This window comes from Janthinobacterium sp. DSP2-3-3 (genome assembly GCF_049897325.1).
In the GTDB taxonomy this organism is placed as follows: domain Bacteria; phylum Pseudomonadota; class Gammaproteobacteria; order Burkholderiales; family Burkholderiaceae_D; genus Janthinobacterium.
The window spans coordinates 113,387-132,984 of record NZ_JAFCWA010000010.1 but is presented as its reverse complement, the minus strand read 5'-3'; the positions used below and the strand labels follow the sequence as shown (position 1 = coordinate 132,984).

Below are 19,598 nucleotides of genomic sequence, written 5' to 3'. Positions count from 1 at the left end.
TGACTTCCATAACCGGCGCTCTGCGGCGTTGCTCACTGCTAGCAGTGCTCGCACTGCGTCGCAGCGAGCGCCTTGCATAGCATCCGGTTCTGTTTGTCATAAATTCACACTAATTTTCCGAGGATTACTTAAATCCGGGCTGTTTATTTTATACAATTAAGGATTTATTTATGGCAAAAGATGCAATGCCGAGCGCCGTGAAGCCGTATATCCCGGCCGATGCGAAGCTGCCCGAGATGACCTTCCGCGCGCTGTTCATGGGCGTCATTCTGGGGATGGTCTTTGGCGCTTCCTCACTGTACCTGGTGCTGAAAGTGGGCCTGACCGTCAGCGCCTCGATTCCCGTCGCCGTGATCGCCATCACCCTCTTCGGCCTGGCCAAGAAGGTGGGCGGCAAGGATTCGTCGATCCTGGAAAACAGCATCACGCAAACGGCCGGCTCGGCCGGCGAATCGCTGGCCTTCGGCCTGGGCGTGACCATGCCCGCCATCTTGATCCTGGGCTTCGATCTGGAAATTTCGCGCGTCATGCTGGTCGGTATCCTCGGCGGCCTGCTGGGCATCCTGATGATGATTCCCATGCGCCGCACCATGATCGTCGACCAGCACAAGGAGCTCAAATTCCCCGAAGGCACGGCCTGCGCCGAGGTGCTGAAGGCGGCCGCCACGGAAGAATCGCGCATCGCCGCCGGCGAAAGCATCGACAAGGATTCGGCCGCTGCGCTGGACGCCAAGCGCCGCGCCAAGATCATCTTCGGCGGCTTCGCCGTCGGCTTGTTGTATAAAGTCTTCAATATCTCGTTCAAGGGCTGGAAGGATACGCCGGGCGTGGAATTTGCCGCGCCGCTGAAGGGCGGCTCCATCGGCGCCGAGATTTCGCCTGAATTGCTGGGCGTGGGCTACATCATCGGCCCGCGCATCGCGGCCACCATGGCGGCCGGTGGCGTGCTGTCGTACCTGCTGCTGATCCCAATGATCAAGTTCTTCGGCGACAGCCTGACCACCGTGCTCTCGCCGGGCACCAAGTTGATCAGCGAAATGGGCGCCGACGACGTGCGCAGTGCCTACGTGCTGTACATCGGCGCGGGCGCCGTGGCCGCCGGCGGCCTGATTTCGCTGGTGCGCGCCATGCCCATGATCTGGCGCAGCCTGTCGGCCGGCCTGAAAGGCATGGGCAAAGGCGTGAAGAGCAATTCCACCTTGCGCACCGACCAGGATATCCCGCTGAAATGGGTCATCATCGGCTGCCTGTCCATCATTGCCGTGATCACCTTCGCCACGCCGCTGCACATGAATTTCCTCGGTGCGCTGCTCATTCTCGTCTTCGGTTTCCTGTTCGCCACCGTGTCGTCGCGCCTGACGGGCGAAATCGGCTCCTCGTCGAACCCGATCTCCGGCATGGCCGTGGCCACCTTGCTGTTTACCTGCCTGATCTTCCTCATCATGGGCTGGACGGGCGGGCGTTACTATGTGACGGCCCTGTCGGTGGGCGCCATCGTCTGCATCGCCGCCAGCAACGCGGGCACCACGTCGCAAGACTTGAAAACGGGCTACCTGGTGGGCGCCACGCCGCGCCTGCAGCAGTATGCGATTTTGGCGGGCGCGCTGTCGTCGGCGCTGATTCTCGGTCCGATCCTGCTGAAACTGAACGAAGCGAGCACCGTCTACGTGCCGGCCGCGCAAGTAGCGCCTGGCCTGACGGTTGACGCATCGACACTGACGGTGACGGGCGAGCTGCATGGCCCGCAAGCCGACACCGACCACAATACGTATAAAGTCTGGCAAAAGACGGATACCGTGGGCGGCCCGGCCGGCAAATATTTTGTCAAAGAAGATGGCCAGCTGGCCTACCTGGTCGATCCGGGCATCAATGGCCATTACAGCAAGCGTCCCGACGGTTCGGAAGTGAAAAAATACGATGCGCCGAAAGCCGTGCTGATGTCCTACATCATCAAGGGCATCCTCGACCAGCAACTGCCGTGGACCCTGGTGCTGTTCGGCGTGATGATCGCCGTGGTGCTGGAAATGGCCGGCATCCCGTCGCTGGCGTTTTCGGTCGGTGTGTACCTGCCGCTGTCGTCCACCTTGCCGATCTTCGTCGGCGGGCTGGTGCGCTGGCTGGCGGACCGCCGCAACAACAAGCTGGAACACAACGCAAAACTGAACGAGGAAGAGCGCCAGCTGGCGGGCGACCGCAGTTCGGGCGTGCTGCTGGCGTCCGGTTACATCGCCGGCGGCGCGCTGGCCGGCATTGTCATTGCCATCACGGCAGGCGTGCTGACGCACTTCGACCAGATGATGGCCGACTGGGCCGAGCACGGCAACCCGTTCTACGCGGGCCTGCACTCGGACGCGCTGTCCCTGCTGCCGTATGCGATCATCATCGTGCTGTTGTACATCGTCGCAAGAGAGAAAAAGGCGGACAGCCCGCAGGCTTGACGTTCTAGCCAATCCAATCAAAACCGCCCGGTGTCATAACGATCCGGGCGTTTTTTTTATGTGTGCCCGATGGGCCGCGCCGCCAGCTGCGCCGCGCTGGCGTAGATGGTCACGTGCTCGGACGCCAGCTGGCGCAGGTGCTCGAAGAACGCCTGCGCCGGAATGCACCACGACGCCGCATCGCCAACCTGTCCGTTGACGCGCAGGCCGGCGGCGTCAAATTCCCGGTGAAAATACTCGCGCAGGTCGTCACGGCCGGGATGGTCGATGCGGCGCTGCGCGACTGCCGGATCGAAAGGGCGCACGGGCACTTCCCAGCGATGGCCGGCGTGGTCCAGGCAGGCCAGCAGCTTTGTATCGTCTTCCCACACGGGCACGGGAAAGGCGTCGCCCATGGCGTCTTCCAGCGCGTGATAGAACGTCACCGGGCCCATGGAGATGCCGAGACCCAGCACCTTCGCATGGTCGCAGCCGATAAACCTCTGCCACGGCGAGTCCATGCCGAAGATCGAAGGCGCGCGGTGGTGCGCCTCGGTGAGATCGGCGGCGTGGCGGCCCCACGCGGACACGGAATGGGTGGGGTGGATGCTGCGCCGGACACCGGCGCTGGCGAGGAACGCTTCGGGCAGGCGTCCCATGTGCGTGCCATGGCGGCGCGGATCGAACACATAGTCTGGCATGGCGCAGGTGGCGCGCACCGTGCCGCCGGGCAGATAGTAGGTGGGCAGCAGCAGGGTGCCTTGCGGGCCGACGGCGTCCTGCAGGGCGCGTATCACCGCCAGCGCGCCACCTTCCACGTAGCCCAGGCTTTTCAGCGAAGAATGGATGAATAGCGTCTCTCCCTGCGTGATGCCGAGTCGCGCCAGGCCGGCCGCCAGGGCTTCGCGCGTAACGTGGGGTGCGTTGTGGCGCACGTGCCGGGTGCTGGCGGCGCGGCGCCACGCTTCCAGCGCAGCCCTGGCGGCGCGTTGGGCCCGCTCAAGCATCGCCGGCTTTCTGTTCCAAATGCGGTTCCAGCGCCAGTTCCAGCAGGTTCGCATCGATGCAGAATTTGGCAGCCCAGTTCAGGTAAGCCCAGGTGCCGTAGTCGCCATCGATGGGAAACGAGCCCTTGACGCCGCCGCGCATGTGCGCGGGGCCGTCGATGCTGACCGAGCGCCGCACGTAACGGTTCAGGCGGCGTCCCGCGTCGAGGTAGTGCCGCTCGCCCGTGAGCTGGTACAGCAGGAACAAACAATGCGCGTTTTGCGCGGAACCCGTGAGGCAGGCGTAGCTGGCCCCCGGCTGTAAGTCCGGGCCGAGGCGGCCGGCCAGGTAGCCATCGGCCGCCACGGCGTTGGCAATGCCCGTGCCGGTGCGCGCGGCGGCCTGCAGCAGGTCGGCGCGCGCCGAAAAGCAGTGCGCTTCGAGCAGGCCGCGCAAGGCGTAGCCGATGGTGTGGGTCAGGGGCAGGAGCGGGTTGTCGAGGCAGTTCGAGGCGAACCAGCCGTTGGGACGCTGTTTGCTCAGCGCCCAGTCAACCTGGCGCAGGCCGGCCGCGCCATAGCCGTGGCCCGGCGCGATGCGGTCCGCTTCGAACAGGCCCCACGCCACATGCGTTTCGTAAGCCTTGTCGCCGGCGCTGGCGAACGGCGTCGGATGCCTGCGCCAGCAGCCGTCGGCATCCTGGCTGTCGCGCAGCCAGCTTGCCGCGCGATGCATGGCGTCCTGGTATGCCGCGCCGTAGGCTTGCACGCCGGCGGCCAGGCCGAGCAGGATTTGCCCCGTGTTGAAGGTGACGGGCACGCGCGGCGTCGAATCGATCTTCCCGCCCTGAAAACCGCCTTGCGGGAACTGGATGGCCACGCACCAATCGAGCATGCGGCGTGCCCTCCCGTGCAGACCATCGTCGCCCGTGCGCTGCGCCAGGGCGATCATGGTAGGGATGATGTAGCCGGTGGTCTCCGGGTAGGAGCTCGACCAGCCTGTCAGCAGGCTGTAGTCGCGCGCGACGCCGCCGTCGTTTGAACTGGAATGGTCTTGCGCCGCGCATAGCCAGGTGGTACAGGCCTTGACGACGGCTTGCGGTCCGGGGTCGACGGCGGGCAGGCCGCGCCGGTCCGACAGCCTCTCCATGCGCGCCGCCGCCGGCAGGCCCGCTGGCGGCGCCAGTGTGTTCCTGATCTTCATGAGCAAGGTGTGCATGGCAGTAATGGACAGTAATGGACAGTAATGGCGTGGTGGTGGGTTCAGGCTACTGTAGCGCTGGCAGCCGGCAGGGCCATTGACTTGCCGCAAGGATTAGCCGCCGCGTCGCTGCCGCCAGAATTGACGCACATTGACGCAAATTCACGCATAATATCTATTTCACCATCGTTGACGAGGCCCGCCATGAATAGCGTCACGCTTGAATACACCGTCGTCACCAATCCCGACTCCTTTGTCGGCTTCAAGTATTACGTCAAGGCAGGGCAGGCATTCGATGCCGATGATTTTGCCTATTCCTACAAGCTGAACCGGTCCGACCTGGACCCGGACAGCGTGCTGGCTACCCGCGAGGCGGCGGCGAATTTGCAGCCGGACGAGTGGCTGACGGTGTCGCATTCGATTGCGGTGTAGCGGTCCCACTACGTGTTTCTTCTTTCACTTTACCGGCCCGCCAGAGGTCTCTGCGTGTGAATATTTCAGCATTTCCAGATATTTCTATTGTTCCAACCTCGGCTGAACACGCCGAAGCCCTTGCTGAACTGGTAGGACACAACCGTGACCACCTGCACGCTTTCCTTCCCGCCGTGGTGCAACTGGCGTGCGTCGACGATGCCAGGGCCTATCTGGAAGCCGCTGCCGCGCGCGCCGCCAGCGGTGAAGTGCTGGAATGGCATGTTTTTTCCGGCACGACTTTATGCGGCAGCATCCGCCTGAAAGACATACAACAGGCTGACCGAAATGCGAGGATCGGCTATTACGTGGGATGCCAGTTCCTGGGCCGTGGCATCGCCAGCGCAGCGGTACGCGCCGTCCTGGCGCATGCGTTTGGCGCGCTGAAATTGCACCGCATCGAATTGCAGTGCGCGGCAGGCAATCATGCCAGCATGGGGCTGGCCGGGCGGCTGGGATTTACGCGCGAAGGCGTGTTGCGGCAGGCGGAATTGTTAAATGGCGTGTTTGTCGACCTGCATGTGTATGGCTTGCTGCAGCCGGATTTTGTGCCGGATGGTGCTGCCCTTAGCTTGACATGAACCAGGCGCGCAGGTCATTCGTTCATCATGGTTTCGTCAGCTAGATGCCGAACACTTTCAAGATCGCATCGGTGAATCCCTCGAACCACTTGCCCACTGTGCCCGGCTGCTTGCCGTGGCGCGGGGTTTCCTCGTACAGGTAGACGCCGTTGTCGCCGTCGAAGCGGTCGTTGAGCAAGGCTTGCTGGCCGCGCAGGTAGGGGATGAAGGTTTCGCTGCGCAGGGTCGAGTACAGCACGTCGGTCGTAAAGCCCAGGGTGGCGGACTGGCTGATGGAGCGGCCCTGGCCGGCCCGCTCCAGGCGCACGCCACGGCAGCCGCGCACGATCAGCGTGACGGGGCCACGAAAGACGATGAAGCGCAGCTGCAGGGTGAGCCAGGCATGCAGGCTGCCCAGGCGCCAGTGACAGGACATCGCCAGCGGCTGGCCCGTGTCGCAGATCAGGCCCACCAGGCCCCGTGGCTGGAATACCAATGCGCTGCCGGCTGGCAGGTGGACGATGGCCACTTCCAGCAGCGGATCGTCGCTGGCGGAGACCGTCACGGATGCTGGTTCGTCGCTGTACAGGTGCGTCAGCGCAACCATGCCGGCGGCCAGGCTGGTAAATGGAAAGCGCCAGTCCAGCAGCCATTGCGTGCGCTTGTGCGTGCTGACGGGCGACGATTGCAGGTATGCAGGGTGGATCAGCATCTGCTGGCCAGGGTTTAGCTGTAATGCCTGCGACACGGCGGAGATGCGCGATTCGCCATGTGGTGGAAGGGGAAGGGAACTGCCCGCCATCTGCAGCTCGCGCGCAATCGACAGCGGCGGCAAACGCGAGGCCAGGGGTGCCAGCACGAAGTAAAAGAAGGCCTTGATGGCGACGGGCAGCAGGATGGCCGACAGCACCAGCAGGGCGGCTGTCGGTGCCACGTCCAGCACGGGAGCGCGCCAGCGGGCGATCCAGTTGCGCGCCAGTTGCCCTTCGCCGGCCGCGATGGCCGCCTGCACGGGCGCCAGCGCGCCGGCCAATGCCGTGTTGTCGATGGCAAATGAGGCGGGGCGGGTGGCGTTGCTGGTGCGGGCGCGCTGCGCTACCCAGGCACGATAAGCTTGCAGGTTGATGTCGCGCAGGTGCTGGCTTTCCACTTCGAGCTGCGACAGCTGCGCGTAGGCGTCGCTGCCGGGCAGGCGGGTCGCCACGGGGTGCTGCGCTTCCAGTTGCCGGCGCTGGCGCAGCTTGTGCTGCAGCGCGGCATACGCGCTGACGTGTTCTGCGTGCAGGCGCGCCAGGGTGTGCCGCGCATCTTCGCCGCTGATCGCCGCTTGCAAGGAGGTCAGATAACGGGCTTCCTGCACCAGCACTTCGATTTCCACGCGGCGCGCCGCTTCGTCCTGCGCGTGCATGGCCAGGGTGTTCGTGTCGGGCAGGGGAATAGTAAACAGCGAGGGTTGTTGCTGCGCGCGTAAGGCGGTCAACTGCGCCTGCACTTGCGCCATGCGCGCGGCGATGGCCGTGAGCGAGGCTTGTTGCAGGGCGTTGACGCGGACCGTGGCGGCATCAGCCAGGCCGGCGCCATGGTTGCCGGCGTTGCTGGAAGCCTGGCGCAGGGTGGCCATGGCCTCGCTGCCGGCACTGTAGGCGCGCCATTCGGCCAGCAGCAAGCGTCCGGCCAGCAGGATGACGATGAAGAGCGCGAACTGCAGCGCGTGGCGCAGCAGGAAGCGCAGGATGGCCGTCAGCAGCTGGCGCAAGGAGAGTCCGCCTTAGCTGGCCGCGCTATCGGCATCAAAGCAGCATTTCTTGTACTTCTTGCCGCTGCCGCAGTGGCACGGGTCGTTGCGGCCCGTCTTCGGCACGTCGCGCAGCACGGTGGCGCCGGGCTGGCTTTGTACCTGGCTTTTCAGGTGGCGCTGGCGCGCCCAGGCGGCGTTGATGGCGATCACGGATGGAATCACGCCATCCATGGCCGTTTCGGCTGCATCGTCGTCAAGCTCGCAGGCAGCGGCCAGGTGCCGGAACGGCGCCAGGTATTGCGGGTGGCTGACCGCCAGGGCCGCCCACTGGGGCTTGTCCAGGCTGGTGCCAAGCAGGAAGCCTGCACACCAGGCGGGCACGCTCCATTCGGGGCCGCATACGTAGATGGGCTCGAAGCTGTCCGGGTCCTTCGCCAGCCATTCGACCATGTAGGCGTGGTGGCGCTGTGCCAGGGCGGCTGCACGTTCCTTGTCCGCGTCTTGAACGGGCGCAGCGCTACCTGCAGCCTTGTCCCATACCCATGGCAACCATTGTTCCGGCGTGATCTGTTTCGGGCTCAGGGCGACGGCAGTGAGCAAACCTTCCAGCATGGACACGTCCATGGCGACGCCGGCCAGGGCGGGTGCGGCCAGCAAGGTGTCGAGTTCGGCGTATTCGTCGTCGGAGAGGGGCGTGGTGGTGGAGATGCTGGACATGGGGTTCTTCAGTAATGTGGGAGGATGGCCGGTGGCCCTGGCGTTATTGTACCGCCCGGCCAGGAGAAAACGGCTGCCGGAATGAAAAACGGCGGCCCGCAGGCCGCCGTTCTGATCTACAGCAAGACGCTTACTTCACGCCGTGCATCAGTTTGTTGATCAGCGGTGCGATCAAGAACAGCACGACACCGGCGCCCAGCAGGGACCAGAAGCCGAAGGTATAGCCGGACAGGGCCGACTGCACCGACATGCCGCTCGTGCCGCTGACGTGGCTGGCGAAGATGCCCGACAGGTTGTTGCCGATACCGGTCGACAGGAACCAGCCGCCCATGCCCAGGCCGACCAGGCGCACTGGGGCCAGTTTGGTGACCATCGACAGGCCGATAGGCGACAGGCACAGCTCACCGATCGATTGCAGCACGTACACAGTGGTCAGGGTCCAGAACGGGATCTTGTTATCGGCGCCAACCAGGCTCGACAGAGCAAAGATCAGCAAGCCGAAGGCCAGCGCATTACCCAGCAAGCCCAGGCCGAATTTGCGCGGGATCGATGGGTTGACGTTGTGGCGCGCCAGGAAGACCCAGATGGCGGCGATGATCGGCGCAAAGACGATGATGGCGACCGAGTTGACCGTCTGGAAGTAGGCGGTCGGGAAGATCCAGAAGCCCAGGTCGCGGTTGACGATCTTGTCAGCCAGGAAGGTAAACGAGCTGCCTGCCTGTTCGAAGAACATCCAGAACAGAATGTTGAAGACGAAGATCAGCAGCATGGCGATGACGCGGTCACGCGCCACTTTACCGTTGCGTATGCCTTCGATCATCAGCATGAAGGCCAGGCCGATGAACAGCACCGTCAGGACGATTTGCAGCTTTTCAGCGCCGACGGTCAGCAGGAAGTACATCAGCGGGATCACGCACAGCGAGCCGACGGCCACCCAGACGACGCGCATCGGGTTGCCGGCACCGGCTTCCGGAGCGCCGATACCCTTCAGGGCGCGGCGGCCGATGGCGAACCATATCAGGCTGATGATCATGCCGAAACCGGACGCCATGAAGACCATCTTGTACGACGGCATGGCGCTGGTGCCGAAGATCGACTCGGCCAGCCACTGGGTGAAGACAGGGGCGACCATGGCGCCCATGTTGATGCCCATGTAGAAGATCGTGAAGCCACTGTCGCGGCGCGGATCGGCTGTCGTGTACAGCTTGCCGACCATGGTCGAGATGTTCGGCTTGAACATGCCGTTACCGACGATCATGGTGGCCAGGCCCAGGTTGAAGATGTCCTGGTTCGGTACCGAGATGCAGAACAGGCCGGCAGCCATGAAGACGGCGCCCAGCAGGATCGAGCGCTGGTAACCGATGACGCGGTCGGCAATGTAGCCGCCGAACAGGGCGCCGGCGTACACCAGCGCGAGGAAGGAACCGTAGGTCAGGTTGGCCGCTGCCTGTCCTGAACCGTCGCCACCGTGGAACTGGGCAACGATGTACAGTACCAGCGCCCAGCGAACTCCGTAGAACGCGAAGCGTTCCCAGAATTCAGTCATGAACAACATCCACAATGGGCTTGGATGGCCCATAATCTGCTTGAACTCGGGAATAACGGCTTCCTTGTTGGGCGTAGTCGCACCGCTCATGCGGTTCCTCCTGAAAAATTATTATAGTCAATAGATACAACAAACTTATGGAAGCCTGCGGGCGGCGGGGACTCTCATGAAGAACCTCACGCACGGGAATTCCAATAGGCTGGCATTCTAATCTACAAATTGCGCTGCGCGAAGATTTCGATTTGCATTAGCAAGAATGACTGTTTCATATTGGTCAAACCGGTTTGCAGGCAAGGGCGGCCGGGGCGATTTGGCGGCGCCACAGCACAACTTGCCCGACTTGTCGTATATTAAGGCTGCAAGACCTTCGAGCATCGATTTTTAAAGGAATTTTTCGCATTATGGAACACGACGTTATCGATACTCTGGTTTCACCGGAAGGCCGCCTGGACGTGCTCTCCAAGACTGAAGTCAACAAACTGCTCGACACCAGCCAGGGCGGCCTGTACAACACCTTCCGCCGCTGCGCGCTGGCGGTCTTGAATTGCGGCAGCACCATCGACGATGGCCGCGCCTTGCTGGAGCGCTACCAATCGTTTGAAATTTCCATCATCCAGCGCGAGCGCGGCATCAAGCTCGACATCAAGGGCGCGCCGGCCATCGCCTTTGTCGATGGCAAGATGATCAAGGGCATCCACGAGCACCTGTTTGCCGTGCTGCGCGACATCATCTTCGTCAGCGATGAAGTCACGGGCAACCCGAAATTCGATTTGCACAGCACGGAAGGCGTGACGGACGCCGTCTTCCACATCCTGCGCAACGCGAACGTGCTGCAAACCCAGCTCAATCCGAACCTGGTGGTGTGCTGGGGCGGCCATTCGATCAACCGCGCCGAATACAATTATTCGAAGGAAGTGGGCTACCAGCTGGGCTTGCGCGGTCTCGACATCTGTACCGGTTGCGGCCCGGGGGCCATGAAGGGTCCCATGAAGGGCGCCACCATCGGCCACGCCAAGCAGCGCCTGCACAATGGCCGCTACCTGGGCATCACGGAGCCGGGCATCATTGCCGCCGAATCGCCGAATCCCATCGTCAATGACCTGGTCATCATGCCGGACATCGAAAAACGCCTGGAAGCGTTCGTGCGCGCGGGCCACGGTATCGTCGTGTTCCCCGGCGGCGCCGGTACGGCCGAAGAGATTTTGTATATCCTCGGCATCCTGCTGCACCCGGAGAATGCCGAGATTCCCTTCCCGTTGATTTTCACGGGACCGGAAACCTCGCGTGAGTATTTCGTGCAGATCAACCAGTTCATCAGCGACACGCTGGGCCCGGAAGCGCAGCAGCGCTATAAAATTATCATCGACGACCCGGAACTGGTGGCGCGCGAGATGCTCGAAGGCATACGCCAGGTGCGCGAATTCCGCAAGGCCCACAGCGATGCGTATTACTTCAATTGGCTGCTGAAGATCGACCACGAGTTCCAGAAGCCGTTCCATCCCACGCATGAAAACATGCGCAACCTGAGCTTGCACAAGAATCAGCCCACGCACTTGCTGGCAGCCCAGCTGCGCCGCGCGTTTTCCGGCGTGGTGGCGGGCAACGTCAAGGACGACGGTATCCGCTCGATCGAAGAGCACGGCAACTTCGAAATCCATGGCGACAAGGACATCATGGGCCCCATGGATGCGCTGCTGGCCTCGTTCGTGGCGCAGCACCGCATGAAGCTGGCGGGTACGGCCTACGTGCCTTGCTACACCGTAATCCAGTAAGCAACCTTCCAGTCATCGCGCTGCCCGACTCCGCGTTTGCCGGGGGCGGGCAGCGGCGTAATCCCCTCTGCATGGCCCCCAGCGTGTTCCTTCATCGCCACAAGCGCTCAAATCGCTTGCGTCATCGATTCTGTGGTGCTATCTTTGGAACCGGTTCCAAATTTAACGTTTGGATGTCAACAGGCAGTCGGGAGCAACCTTGGATACAGTACGTGGCAGCAAAAAAACAGCCTCCGGCGAGCCGGCAAGGCCCGTGACCATCGCCCAGGTGGCGCGCGAGGCGGGCGTGTCGAAGACCAGTGTGTCGCGCTTTCTCGGCGGCGAACTGGACGCTTTGTCCGAGAACATCCGCCAGCAGATCGACAGCACCATCGCGCGCCTCGGCTACCAGCCGAACCAGATGGCTCGCGGCCTCAAGCGCGGGCGCACGCGCCTGATCGGCATGGTCGTGGCGGACATGCTGAACCCCTACACGGTGGCCGTGCTGCGCGGCGTGGAAGCGGCTTGCCAGCAGCATGGCTACACCTTGATCTTGTGCAATACCGGCAATGACGAGCAGCGCGAACGGCAGTCGCTTGCCTCGCTGCGCTCGTACAGCGTGGAAGGGTTGATCGTCAACACGCAGGGGCGCAACATCCAGTCGTCCGACTTGCAGCAGGCGGACATGCCCATCGTGCTGGTCGACCGCCGCATCGAGGGCGCCGATTTTGACCTGGTGGGCCTGGACAATGTGCAAGCGGGCCGGCTGGCCACCACGCATCTGATCGAGCAGGGTTTCGACGCCATCGCCTTCGTCGCGCCGCCATTGACGGGCGTCAGTTCGCGGCAGATGCGCGCCGACGGTTTTCAGGCCGTGATGGCCGAACATCCCGGCTGCGTGGGCGAAGTGCTGGCAGTCGACCTTGACGACAGTCCCTCCATCGACGCGCAGGTGCGGCAATGCCTGGCGCAGTGGCGCGGCCGCCGCGTGGCGCTGCTGGCCTCGAACGGTATGGTCGCGCTGGAACTGGCGCTGATGCTGCAGCGCCTTGCGCTGCGCATGCCGCAAGACGTGGGCTTGCTGGGCTTTGATGAATTGCCGTGGTCGCCGCTGGCGGGCCTGAGCACGATCGAGCAGCAGACTTACGAGATCGGCTTTTCGGCGATGACGTGCATGCTGTCTCGCCTGCAGGGCGATCAGTGCCCGCCGCGCGAGGTGCTGTTGCCGGGTAAGTTGATTGTGCGCAATTCCACCCAAGGGGGGAAAGCAGGCAAGGGCGGCGACGCTTGAAGGGGAAGAGGGCGTTGCCCTTTTTTTTGGGAAAGGTATGGAACCGGTTTCATAGCGAGTGTTCACACTGGAAAGGGGAGTGGATAGTCAGGCAGGGCAATGGCAGGGCAATGGAAAGACATGGCAAGAGACGATCTCAATCGTCCATTTGACAATATTCCCGGAAGTGCCTCGACGAGGCCGGTACCGGGATCACAGGAGACTGAAACATGAAGATGACGACACTGTTTTACGCGAAGATCGTGGCCTGCGCGCTGGCAGCGACGTGCGCCCTGGGCGCGGCCGCCGACGCCGGCGCCCAGACGCTGGGTGACTTGATCAAGAAAGGCAAGCTGACCATCGGCGTGGTCAGCGGCACGCCGCCGTTTGGCAGCATCGACGCCAAGGGCACGCCCGTCGGCTATGACGTCGATGTCGCCAACCTGATCGGCAAATACCTGAATCTGCCCGTGGAAGTGGTGCCCTTGACGGCGCCGTCGCGCGTGCCGTCGCTGGAATCGGGCAAGGTCGATTTCCTCGTGGCGACCCTGGCGCCCACGCCGGAACGGGCCAAGACCTTGATGTTCACCATGCCCTACAGCGCGTTTGAACTGGCGATCGTCGCGCCGGTCGGCGGCAAATTCAAGGCCCTGGCCGACCTGAAGGGCAAGAAGGTGGGCGTGACGCGCGGCACCACGAATGACACGGCGCTGAGCCGCATGGCGCCGCCCGGCACCAGCATCGTGCGTTTCGAGGATGACGCCACCGTTACCCAGGCCTTGCTCAGCAAGCAGGTCGATGCCGTTTCGATCCCCAGCACGATGGCGCTCGACATCATCAAGACGCGCGGCGCGGGCAAGATCGAGGTCCGCTTCGCCTACTCGCTGCAGCCGAATTCGATGGCGGTGCGCCGCGGCGACTTCGAGCTGCACCAGTGGCTCAACAATTTCATCTACTACGTCAAGCTGAACGGCGAACTCGACGCCATCGCGCGCAAGTGGAGCGGCGCGCCGCTGCCGCCATTGCCAACGTTCTGATACCGCAACCCGCATAGGAAGAGTGCCTGTCCGCACGGCGCGCCACCATGGTGGCCCCGCTGCGGATGCGCACGTAGATAAGGAGTTGAGTATGCCGTATGAATTTCATTTCGAGCTCATCATGCCATCGCTGGACCGCCTGTTGTGGGGCGCGGTGCTGACGATACGCCTAAGCGCCCTGGCTATGGTGCTGGGACTGGCGGTGGGCGTGTGCGCCGCCGTCATCCTGAAGAACGGTCCCGCCTATGCCCGCGTGGCGGTGCGCGCGTATGTCGAGGTGATCCGCAGCACGCCGTTCCTGGTGCAGCTGTTCATCATTTACTTTGGCTTGCCGTCGCTGGGTCTGCAGCTTGACGCCAACGGTGCCGCGCTCGTCGCCATGACGGTCAACCTGGGCGCCTATGCGGCGGAAATCGTGCGCGCCGGCATAGTCGCCGTGCATCCGTCGCAGCTGGAGGCGGCGCAGGCGCTGGGCATGACGCGCTGGCAGGTGATGCGTCACGTGGTGCTGCTGCCGGCGCTGGAAAAAGTGTATCCGGCGCTGGCCAGCCAGTTCACGCTGATGATGCTGGCCTCAAGCGTGGTGTCGGCCATTTCCGCCGAAGAGCTGACTGCCGCCGCCCACCTGCTCGACGCGGAAACCTTCCGCAGCTTCGAGATCTACATCGTCGTGATGGTGCTGTACACCCTGCTGGCCCTGCTGTTCCGCTTCGGCTTCTGGGTACTGGGCCAGATCGTCTTCAAACGCCGCCGCCGTCTGGGCGCGGTGCGCATGGGAGCATGACATGATCAGTGACTTTTCTTGGGATAACCTGCAATTCCTGCTCGAGGCCACGCGCTGGACCATCGGCCTGTCGCTGATCGTCTTCATCACGGGCGGCATCGCCGGCTTCGCGGTGGCGCTGCTGCGCACGGCGCGCAGCCCGTTCCTGCGTTTCGCCAGCGCCCTGTACATCCAGCTGATCCAGGGCACGCCGGTGTTGATCGTGCTGTTTCTTACCTATTACGGCCTGGCCCTGTTCGGCCACAAGCTGTCGCCGATCATCGCGGCCGGCGCGGCGATGACGATCTTTGCCAGCGCCTACCTGGGCGAGATCTGGCGCGGCTGCATCGAAGGCGTGCAGCGGCAGCAGTGGGAAGCATCCGCCGCGCTGGCGCTGAACCGTTACCAGCAGCTGCGCTACGTCATCCTGCCGCAGGCACTGCGTCATTCGCTGCCACCGACGGTGGGCTTCATGGTGCAGATCATCAAGAACACCTCGATCACCTCGATCATCGGCGTGGTGGAACTGACACGGGCCGGGCAATTGGTCAGCAACGCGACCTTCCTGCCTTTCATCGTCTTCCCCGTCGTCGCCCTGATCTACTTTGCGATGTGCTATCCGCTGTCGCGCTACAGCCATACCCTGGAAAGGAAATTCCATGCCCATCGTTGAAATTGACAATATCAGCAAGAGCTTCGGCGCCAATCACGTGCTCAAGGGCATTTCCTTCGCCGTCGAGCGGGGCCAGGTGATCGCCGTGATCGGCCGCAGCGGCTCCGGCAAGAGCACCATGCTGCGCTGTATCAACGGCCTGGAAACCATCGACAGCGGCAGCATCGTCGTGGCCCGCCATACGCTGACGGCGCGCCAGGAGCACCTTCTCGACTTGCGCAAGGATGTCGGCATGGTCTTCCAGAGCTACAACCTATTCCCCCATCTGACCGTGGAAGAAAACGTCATGCTGGCGCCGCGCATCGTCAAGAAGGTGCCCGACGCGCAGGGTCGCGCCACGGCGCTGCGCGTGCTCAAGCAGGTGGGCCTGGACCACAAGCGCGAGGCCTATCCCGAGCAGCTGTCGGGCGGCCAGCAGCAGCGCGTGGCGATCGCCCGTTCGCTGGCGATGGAACCGCAAGTGATGCTGTTCGACGAAGTGACGTCGGCGCTCGACCCGGAACTGACGCAGGAAGTGCTGAAGGTGATGGAAGAGCTGGCGCAGGCGGGCATGACGATGCTGCTGGTGACGCACGAGATGGAGTTCGCGCGGCGCATGGCCGATGTCACCGTCTTCATGCACCAGGGAACGGTGTGGGAGAGCGGACCGTCGGAAGCCTTCTTCAGCAACCCGCAAACGCCCGAAGCGCGCCAGTTCGTCGGCGCGGGAGCGATCAAATGAGCCCCGTCCTGGTGGCGGCGTCGGCCTACGGCGCAAGCAGGGTAAGGCAGCTGGGCCAAAGCCATTTCATCGACGTGGTGGCCGAGGCGGGCGGCGCCGGCATCGAGATCCGCCGCGAACTGTTTACTTCCGACTTGCCCGACCTGGCGCGCATGGGCGCGGCGGTGGCCGCGCGCGGCCTGTACTCGGTGTATTCCACGCCCATCGAATTATGGGGTGCGGACGGGTTGCTGCAGCAAGAGTTGCTGCAGCAGATGCTGGACGAGGCGGCGCGCCTGAGGGCGCGCTACCTGAAGGTGTCGCTGGGCCACTACCCGGCCGCGCCGGACCTGCAAGCCTTGAAGGCCCAGCTGGCGGCGGCGCCCGTGGCGCTGCTGGTGGAAAACGACCAGACGGCCCATGGCGGCAAGCTGGCGACTATGGCGCGCTTCCTGGAGGCGGCGTGCGAAATCGGGCTGCCGGTGGGGCTGACGTTCGACATCGGCAACTGGCGCTGGGTGGGCGAGGACGCGCAGCAGGCGGCGCGCCTGCTGGCGCCGTATGTGCGCTATGTGCATTGCAAGGCCGTCCTCGATGACGGCGGGCGGCTGTCCGCGTGCGCCGTCTCCGAGGCCGATCCGGCCTGGCGCGCCGTCTTCGCCCACATTGCGCCGGGCGTGCCGCGGGCCATCGAATTCCCGCTGGATGGCGCCGACCTTGTTGCCGAAACGGGCCGCTACATCCGGATGCTGGAGGCCGCATGATGGAACATGAAATGGTTCGAGGGGCGCATGCGCTCGACGTCGTCACCTATGGCGAGGCGATGGCGATGTTCGTTGCCGAGGAAACGGGAGACCTGGCGGCCGTGGCGCATTTCACGCGCCGCCTGGCCGGCGCCGAGACGAATGTCGCCATCGGCCTGGCGCGCCTGGGCTTGCGGGTCGGCTGGCTGAGCCGCGTGGGCGACGATTCCTTCGGTCGCTTCATCCGCGCCAGCGTGCAGGCCGAGGGCGTCGATTGCAGCCGGGTCGTCACCGTCGCAGGCCAGTCCAGCGCCTTCCTGCTCAAGGAGAAGGCCGAGAACGGCGCCGATCCGCTGGTCGAATACTTCCGCAAGGGTTCCGCCGCCAGCCGGCTGGCGCCGGAGCATTTCGACCCCGCCTATTTCCTGTCCGCGCGCCACTTGCACGCCACCGGCGTGGCCGCGGCGCTGTCCGAGACCAGCCTGGCGTTCGCCGGCCAGGCGCTCGACTTCATGCGCGCCAACGGCAGGACGGTGTCATTCGATCCCAACCTGCGGCCCACCTTGTGGTCGTCGCCAGCGGTGATGGTCGAACAGATCAACCGCCTCGCTGCCAAGGCGGACTGGGTGCTGCCTGGCCTGGGGGAGGGAAAAATTCTCACCGGTCACGACTTGCCGCACGACATCGCCGGCTTTTATTTGCAGCGGGGCGCGCGCCTGGTGGTTATCAAGCTGGGTGCCGAGGGCGCCTATTACCGCACGGCCGATGGCGACAGCGGCATGGTGGCGGGTGAGCGCGTGGCCAACGTGGTCGACACGGTGGGCGCCGGCGACGGCTTCGCGGCCGGCCTGGTCAGCGCCTTGCTGGAAGGCTTGCCGCTGGCGCAGGCGGTAAGGCGCGGCAACCGCGTCGGCGCCTTCGCCATCCAGGTGGCCGGCGACATGGAAGGCTTGCCGACCCGCGCCCAGCTCGACGCGCTGCTCCAATCTTGAACCGAACAGGGGAAACACTCGTGAAAAAACATGTGGTTGTGTATAAAAAGCTGGCCGAACCGCTGCTGGCGCGCCTGCGCGCCGAATGCGAGGTGACGTATTTCGAGGCCATCGATGCGGGCAACCGCGCCGCGTTCGCCGCCGCCATCCGCGGCGCGCACGGCTTGCTGGGCGCCAGCGTGCGCCTGGACCGCGAACTGCTGGACCCGGCCTTTGACCTGCGCATCATTTCCACCATTTCGGTGGGCGTCGACCAGTTCGACGTCGATTATTTGCGCGAACGGGGCATCTTGCTGGCCAATACGCCGGACGTGCTGACGGAAACGACGGCCGACACGATCTTCGCGCTGATCCTGGCCAGCGCGCGGCGCGTTGTCGAACTGGCCGAATTCGTCAAGGCGGGACGCTGGACGCGCAGCGTGGGCGAAAGCCAGTATGGCGTCAACGTGCATGGCAAGACCATCGGCATGCTGGGCATGGGCCGCATCGGCCGCGCCGTCGCCCGCCGCGCCGCGCTGGGTTTCGGCATGCAGGTGCTGTACGTGAATGGCGAGGCGGTGCCCGAGGTGGAGGCGGCGCTGGGCGCGCGCCAGGTGGCGCTCGACGACTTGCTGGCCGGCTCCGATTTTGTCTGCGTGGTGCTGCCGCTGACGGCGCAGACGGAACGCATGATGGGCCGGCGCGAGTTCGCGCTGATGCGCCCCGGCGCCATCTTCATCAACGGTTCGCGCGGGCGCATCGTCGACGAGGCGGCGCTGATCGAGGCGCTGCAGCAGGGCACCATCCACGGCGCCGGTCTCGACGTGTTCGAGCGCGAACCGCTGGCGCCGGACAATCCGCTGCCGGGCATGGCCAATGTGGTGGCGCTGCCGCATATCGGCTCGGCCACGCATGAAACGCGCTACGCCATGGCGCAGCAGGCCGTGGACAAGCTGCTGGCCGGCTTGCGCGGCGAGCGTCCGCGTCACCTGGTGAGCTAAGCGTAGTATCCACAGACAGGGAAAGAGATGAAGAATAAGGTAGCAAGGGCAATGATCATCGGCGCCGGCGCCTGCGGCAGCCTGTGTTGCGCGCAGTCGAACGTGGCCATGTACGGCATCACCGATCTGGGCGTGGTTTCCGAGAATGGCGGCGCCGGCGGCAGGGTGTTCAAGCTGACGAGCGGCATCGCCAACGGCTCGCGGCTGGGTTTCAAGGGCAGCGAAGACCTGGGCGGCGGCATGACGGCGCTGTTTGCGATGGATGCGGGCATCCTGGCCGACACGGGCGGCTCGGCGCAGGGCGGCCTGCTGTTCGGACGCCAGGCTTTCGTTGGCCTGAGCGGCGCGGCGGGCACGCTGCGGCTGGGCCGCCAGTACACCTTCATCGATAGCAGCCTGGGGGCGCTGGACCCGTTTTACCTGGGTTTTGCGGGCAGGATGAGCAATGTCTTCACGGCCGGCTACATCAGCCGGGTCGACAACAGCATCACCTACAGCTCGCCTGTGCGCGGCGGCCTTTCCGGCGAACTGGCGTACGGTTTCGGCGAAGTGCCCGGCGACGCGGCGGCCAGGCGCTACACCGGCGCGGCGGCCACTTATGCCAGCGGGCCGCTGACTGTGCGCATGGCGCACCAGGATGCCAATACCATATCAAACGTGCAGCTGGCGGGCAGGGCGCGCAACACGGTGCTTGGCGCTACCTGGGACTTCGGCGTGGTCAAGGCGCATGGCGCCGTCGCCGTCAGCAAGAGCGCGGCGGGCACCGCCACCACGGTCGACAGCGCGGACCTGATGCTGGGCGCCACCTTGCCGGTGGGCCCGCACCGCGTCCTGCTCTCGTACGTGCGGCGCGACGACCGGCGCGCCGCCAACGGCGACGCTTCCCAGATCGGCATCGGCTACACCTATGCACTGTCGAAGCGCAGCACCTTGTACGCGGCCTATGCGCATATCGACAACCGCAACGGCGCCGCCTATGTGGTGGGCAACGCCACCGACAACGGCAGCGGCAACCAGGCCTGGAACCTCGGCCTGCGCCACACTTTTTAACTG

18 protein-coding genes are annotated in these 19,598 nt (G+C 64.2%); 13 read left to right on the top strand and 5 right to left on the bottom strand.

Going from position 1 to position 19,598, the window contains the following annotated elements; all coding sequences use genetic code 11:
* The first annotated feature begins 170 nt into the window (after window positions 1-170).
* On the top strand, window positions 171-2,438 hold the full coding sequence (locus tag ACP7DE_RS20145; protein ID WP_426073739.1) for an OPT family oligopeptide transporter: 2,268 nt from the start codon (window positions 171-173) through the stop codon (window positions 2,436-2,438).
* Window positions 2,439-2,494: 56 nt separating this feature from the next.
* Here the strand turns inward: ACP7DE_RS20145 and ACP7DE_RS20140 are convergent, their stop codons facing one another.
* Window positions 2,495-3,424 (bottom strand): AAC(3) family N-acetyltransferase, encoded by a 930-nt coding sequence (locus tag ACP7DE_RS20140; protein WP_426073738.1) that lies wholly within the window; start codon window positions 3,422-3,424, stop codon window positions 2,495-2,497.
* On the bottom strand, window positions 3,417-4,622 hold the full coding sequence (locus ACP7DE_RS20135) for a hypothetical protein (protein ID WP_426073737.1): 1,206 nt from the start codon (window positions 4,620-4,622) through the stop codon (window positions 3,417-3,419). The genes ACP7DE_RS20140 and ACP7DE_RS20135 overlap by 8 nt, the downstream gene beginning before the upstream one ends.
* A gap of 186 nt (window positions 4,623-4,808) precedes the next feature.
* Here ACP7DE_RS20135 and ACP7DE_RS20130 point away from each other — a divergent pair, with 186 nt between their 5' ends.
* Window positions 4,809-5,036, top strand: a complete 228-nt coding sequence (locus ACP7DE_RS20130; RefSeq protein WP_426073736.1) for a hypothetical protein — start codon at window positions 4,809-4,811, stop codon at window positions 5,034-5,036.
* A 56-nt stretch (window positions 5,037-5,092) separates the two neighbouring features.
* Window positions 5,093-5,656, top strand: a complete 564-nt coding sequence (locus ACP7DE_RS20125) for a GNAT family N-acetyltransferase (protein WP_426073735.1) — start codon at window positions 5,093-5,095, stop codon at window positions 5,654-5,656.
* A gap of 40 nt (window positions 5,657-5,696) precedes the next feature.
* Here the strand turns inward: ACP7DE_RS20125 and ACP7DE_RS20120 are convergent, their stop codons facing one another.
* From ACP7DE_RS20120 to ACP7DE_RS20110, 3 genes are all read right to left on the bottom strand, one after another.
* Window positions 5,697-7,391, bottom strand: coding sequence for a hypothetical protein (locus ACP7DE_RS20120; protein ID WP_426073734.1), 1,695 nt, complete (start codon window positions 7,389-7,391; stop codon window positions 5,697-5,699).
* A 12-nt stretch (window positions 7,392-7,403) separates the two neighbouring features.
* Complete coding sequence (locus tag ACP7DE_RS20115; RefSeq protein ID WP_426073733.1) at window positions 7,404-8,090, bottom strand: UPF0149 family protein; 687 nt, start codon at window positions 8,088-8,090, stop codon at window positions 7,404-7,406.
* 130 nt (window positions 8,091-8,220) lie between these two features.
* Window positions 8,221-9,726: a peptide MFS transporter gene (locus tag ACP7DE_RS20110; protein ID WP_426073732.1), complete on the bottom strand. Its 1,506-nt coding sequence runs from the start codon at window positions 9,724-9,726 to the stop codon at window positions 8,221-8,223.
* A gap of 311 nt (window positions 9,727-10,037) precedes the next feature.
* Here ACP7DE_RS20110 and ppnN point away from each other — a divergent pair, with 311 nt between their 5' ends.
* The 10 genes from ppnN (at window position 10,038) to ACP7DE_RS20060 (ending at window position 19,595) form a co-directional block, all read left to right on the top strand.
* Window positions 10,038-11,408, top strand: a complete 1,371-nt coding sequence (ppnN, locus tag ACP7DE_RS20105; RefSeq protein WP_426073731.1) for a nucleotide 5'-monophosphate nucleosidase PpnN — start codon at window positions 10,038-10,040, stop codon at window positions 11,406-11,408.
* A gap of 199 nt (window positions 11,409-11,607) precedes the next feature.
* Window positions 11,608-12,678: a LacI family DNA-binding transcriptional regulator gene (locus ACP7DE_RS20100; protein WP_426073730.1), complete on the top strand. Its 1,071-nt coding sequence runs from the start codon at window positions 11,608-11,610 to the stop codon at window positions 12,676-12,678.
* Window positions 12,679-12,887: 209 nt separating this feature from the next.
* On the top strand, window positions 12,888-13,694 hold the full coding sequence (locus ACP7DE_RS20095) for a transporter substrate-binding domain-containing protein (RefSeq protein WP_426073729.1): 807 nt from the start codon (window positions 12,888-12,890) through the stop codon (window positions 13,692-13,694).
* A gap of 91 nt (window positions 13,695-13,785) precedes the next feature.
* Window positions 13,786-14,478 (top strand): amino acid ABC transporter permease, encoded by a 693-nt coding sequence (locus ACP7DE_RS20090; protein ID WP_426073728.1) that lies wholly within the window; start codon window positions 13,786-13,788, stop codon window positions 14,476-14,478.
* A gap of 1 nt (window position 14,479) precedes the next feature.
* On the top strand, window positions 14,480-15,130 hold the full coding sequence (locus ACP7DE_RS20085) for an amino acid ABC transporter permease (protein WP_426073727.1): 651 nt from the start codon (window positions 14,480-14,482) through the stop codon (window positions 15,128-15,130).
* Complete coding sequence (locus tag ACP7DE_RS20080; RefSeq protein WP_426073726.1) at window positions 15,117-15,851, top strand: amino acid ABC transporter ATP-binding protein; 735 nt, start codon at window positions 15,117-15,119, stop codon at window positions 15,849-15,851. Before ACP7DE_RS20085 ends, ACP7DE_RS20080 begins: the two co-directional genes overlap by 14 nt.
* Window positions 15,848-16,594 carry a sugar phosphate isomerase/epimerase family protein gene (locus tag ACP7DE_RS20075; RefSeq protein ID WP_426073725.1) on the top strand — a complete coding sequence of 249 codons (747 nt, stop codon included), beginning with the start codon at window positions 15,848-15,850 and terminating at the stop codon, window positions 16,592-16,594. Before ACP7DE_RS20080 ends, ACP7DE_RS20075 begins: the two co-directional genes overlap by 4 nt.
* Window positions 16,591-17,565 carry a sugar kinase gene (locus tag ACP7DE_RS20070; RefSeq protein WP_426073724.1) on the top strand — a complete coding sequence of 325 codons (975 nt, stop codon included), beginning with the start codon at window positions 16,591-16,593 and terminating at the stop codon, window positions 17,563-17,565. Before ACP7DE_RS20075 ends, ACP7DE_RS20070 begins: the two co-directional genes overlap by 4 nt.
* Window positions 17,566-17,585: 20 nt before the next feature.
* Entirely contained in the window at window positions 17,586-18,545 is a 960-nt protein-coding gene (locus tag ACP7DE_RS20065; RefSeq protein ID WP_426073723.1) for a 2-hydroxyacid dehydrogenase, read from the top strand.
* 27 nt (window positions 18,546-18,572) lie between these two features.
* Window positions 18,573-19,595: a porin gene (locus tag ACP7DE_RS20060; RefSeq protein WP_426073722.1), complete on the top strand. Its 1,023-nt coding sequence runs from the start codon at window positions 18,573-18,575 to the stop codon at window positions 19,593-19,595.
* Window positions 19,596-19,598: the final 3 nt, after the last annotated feature.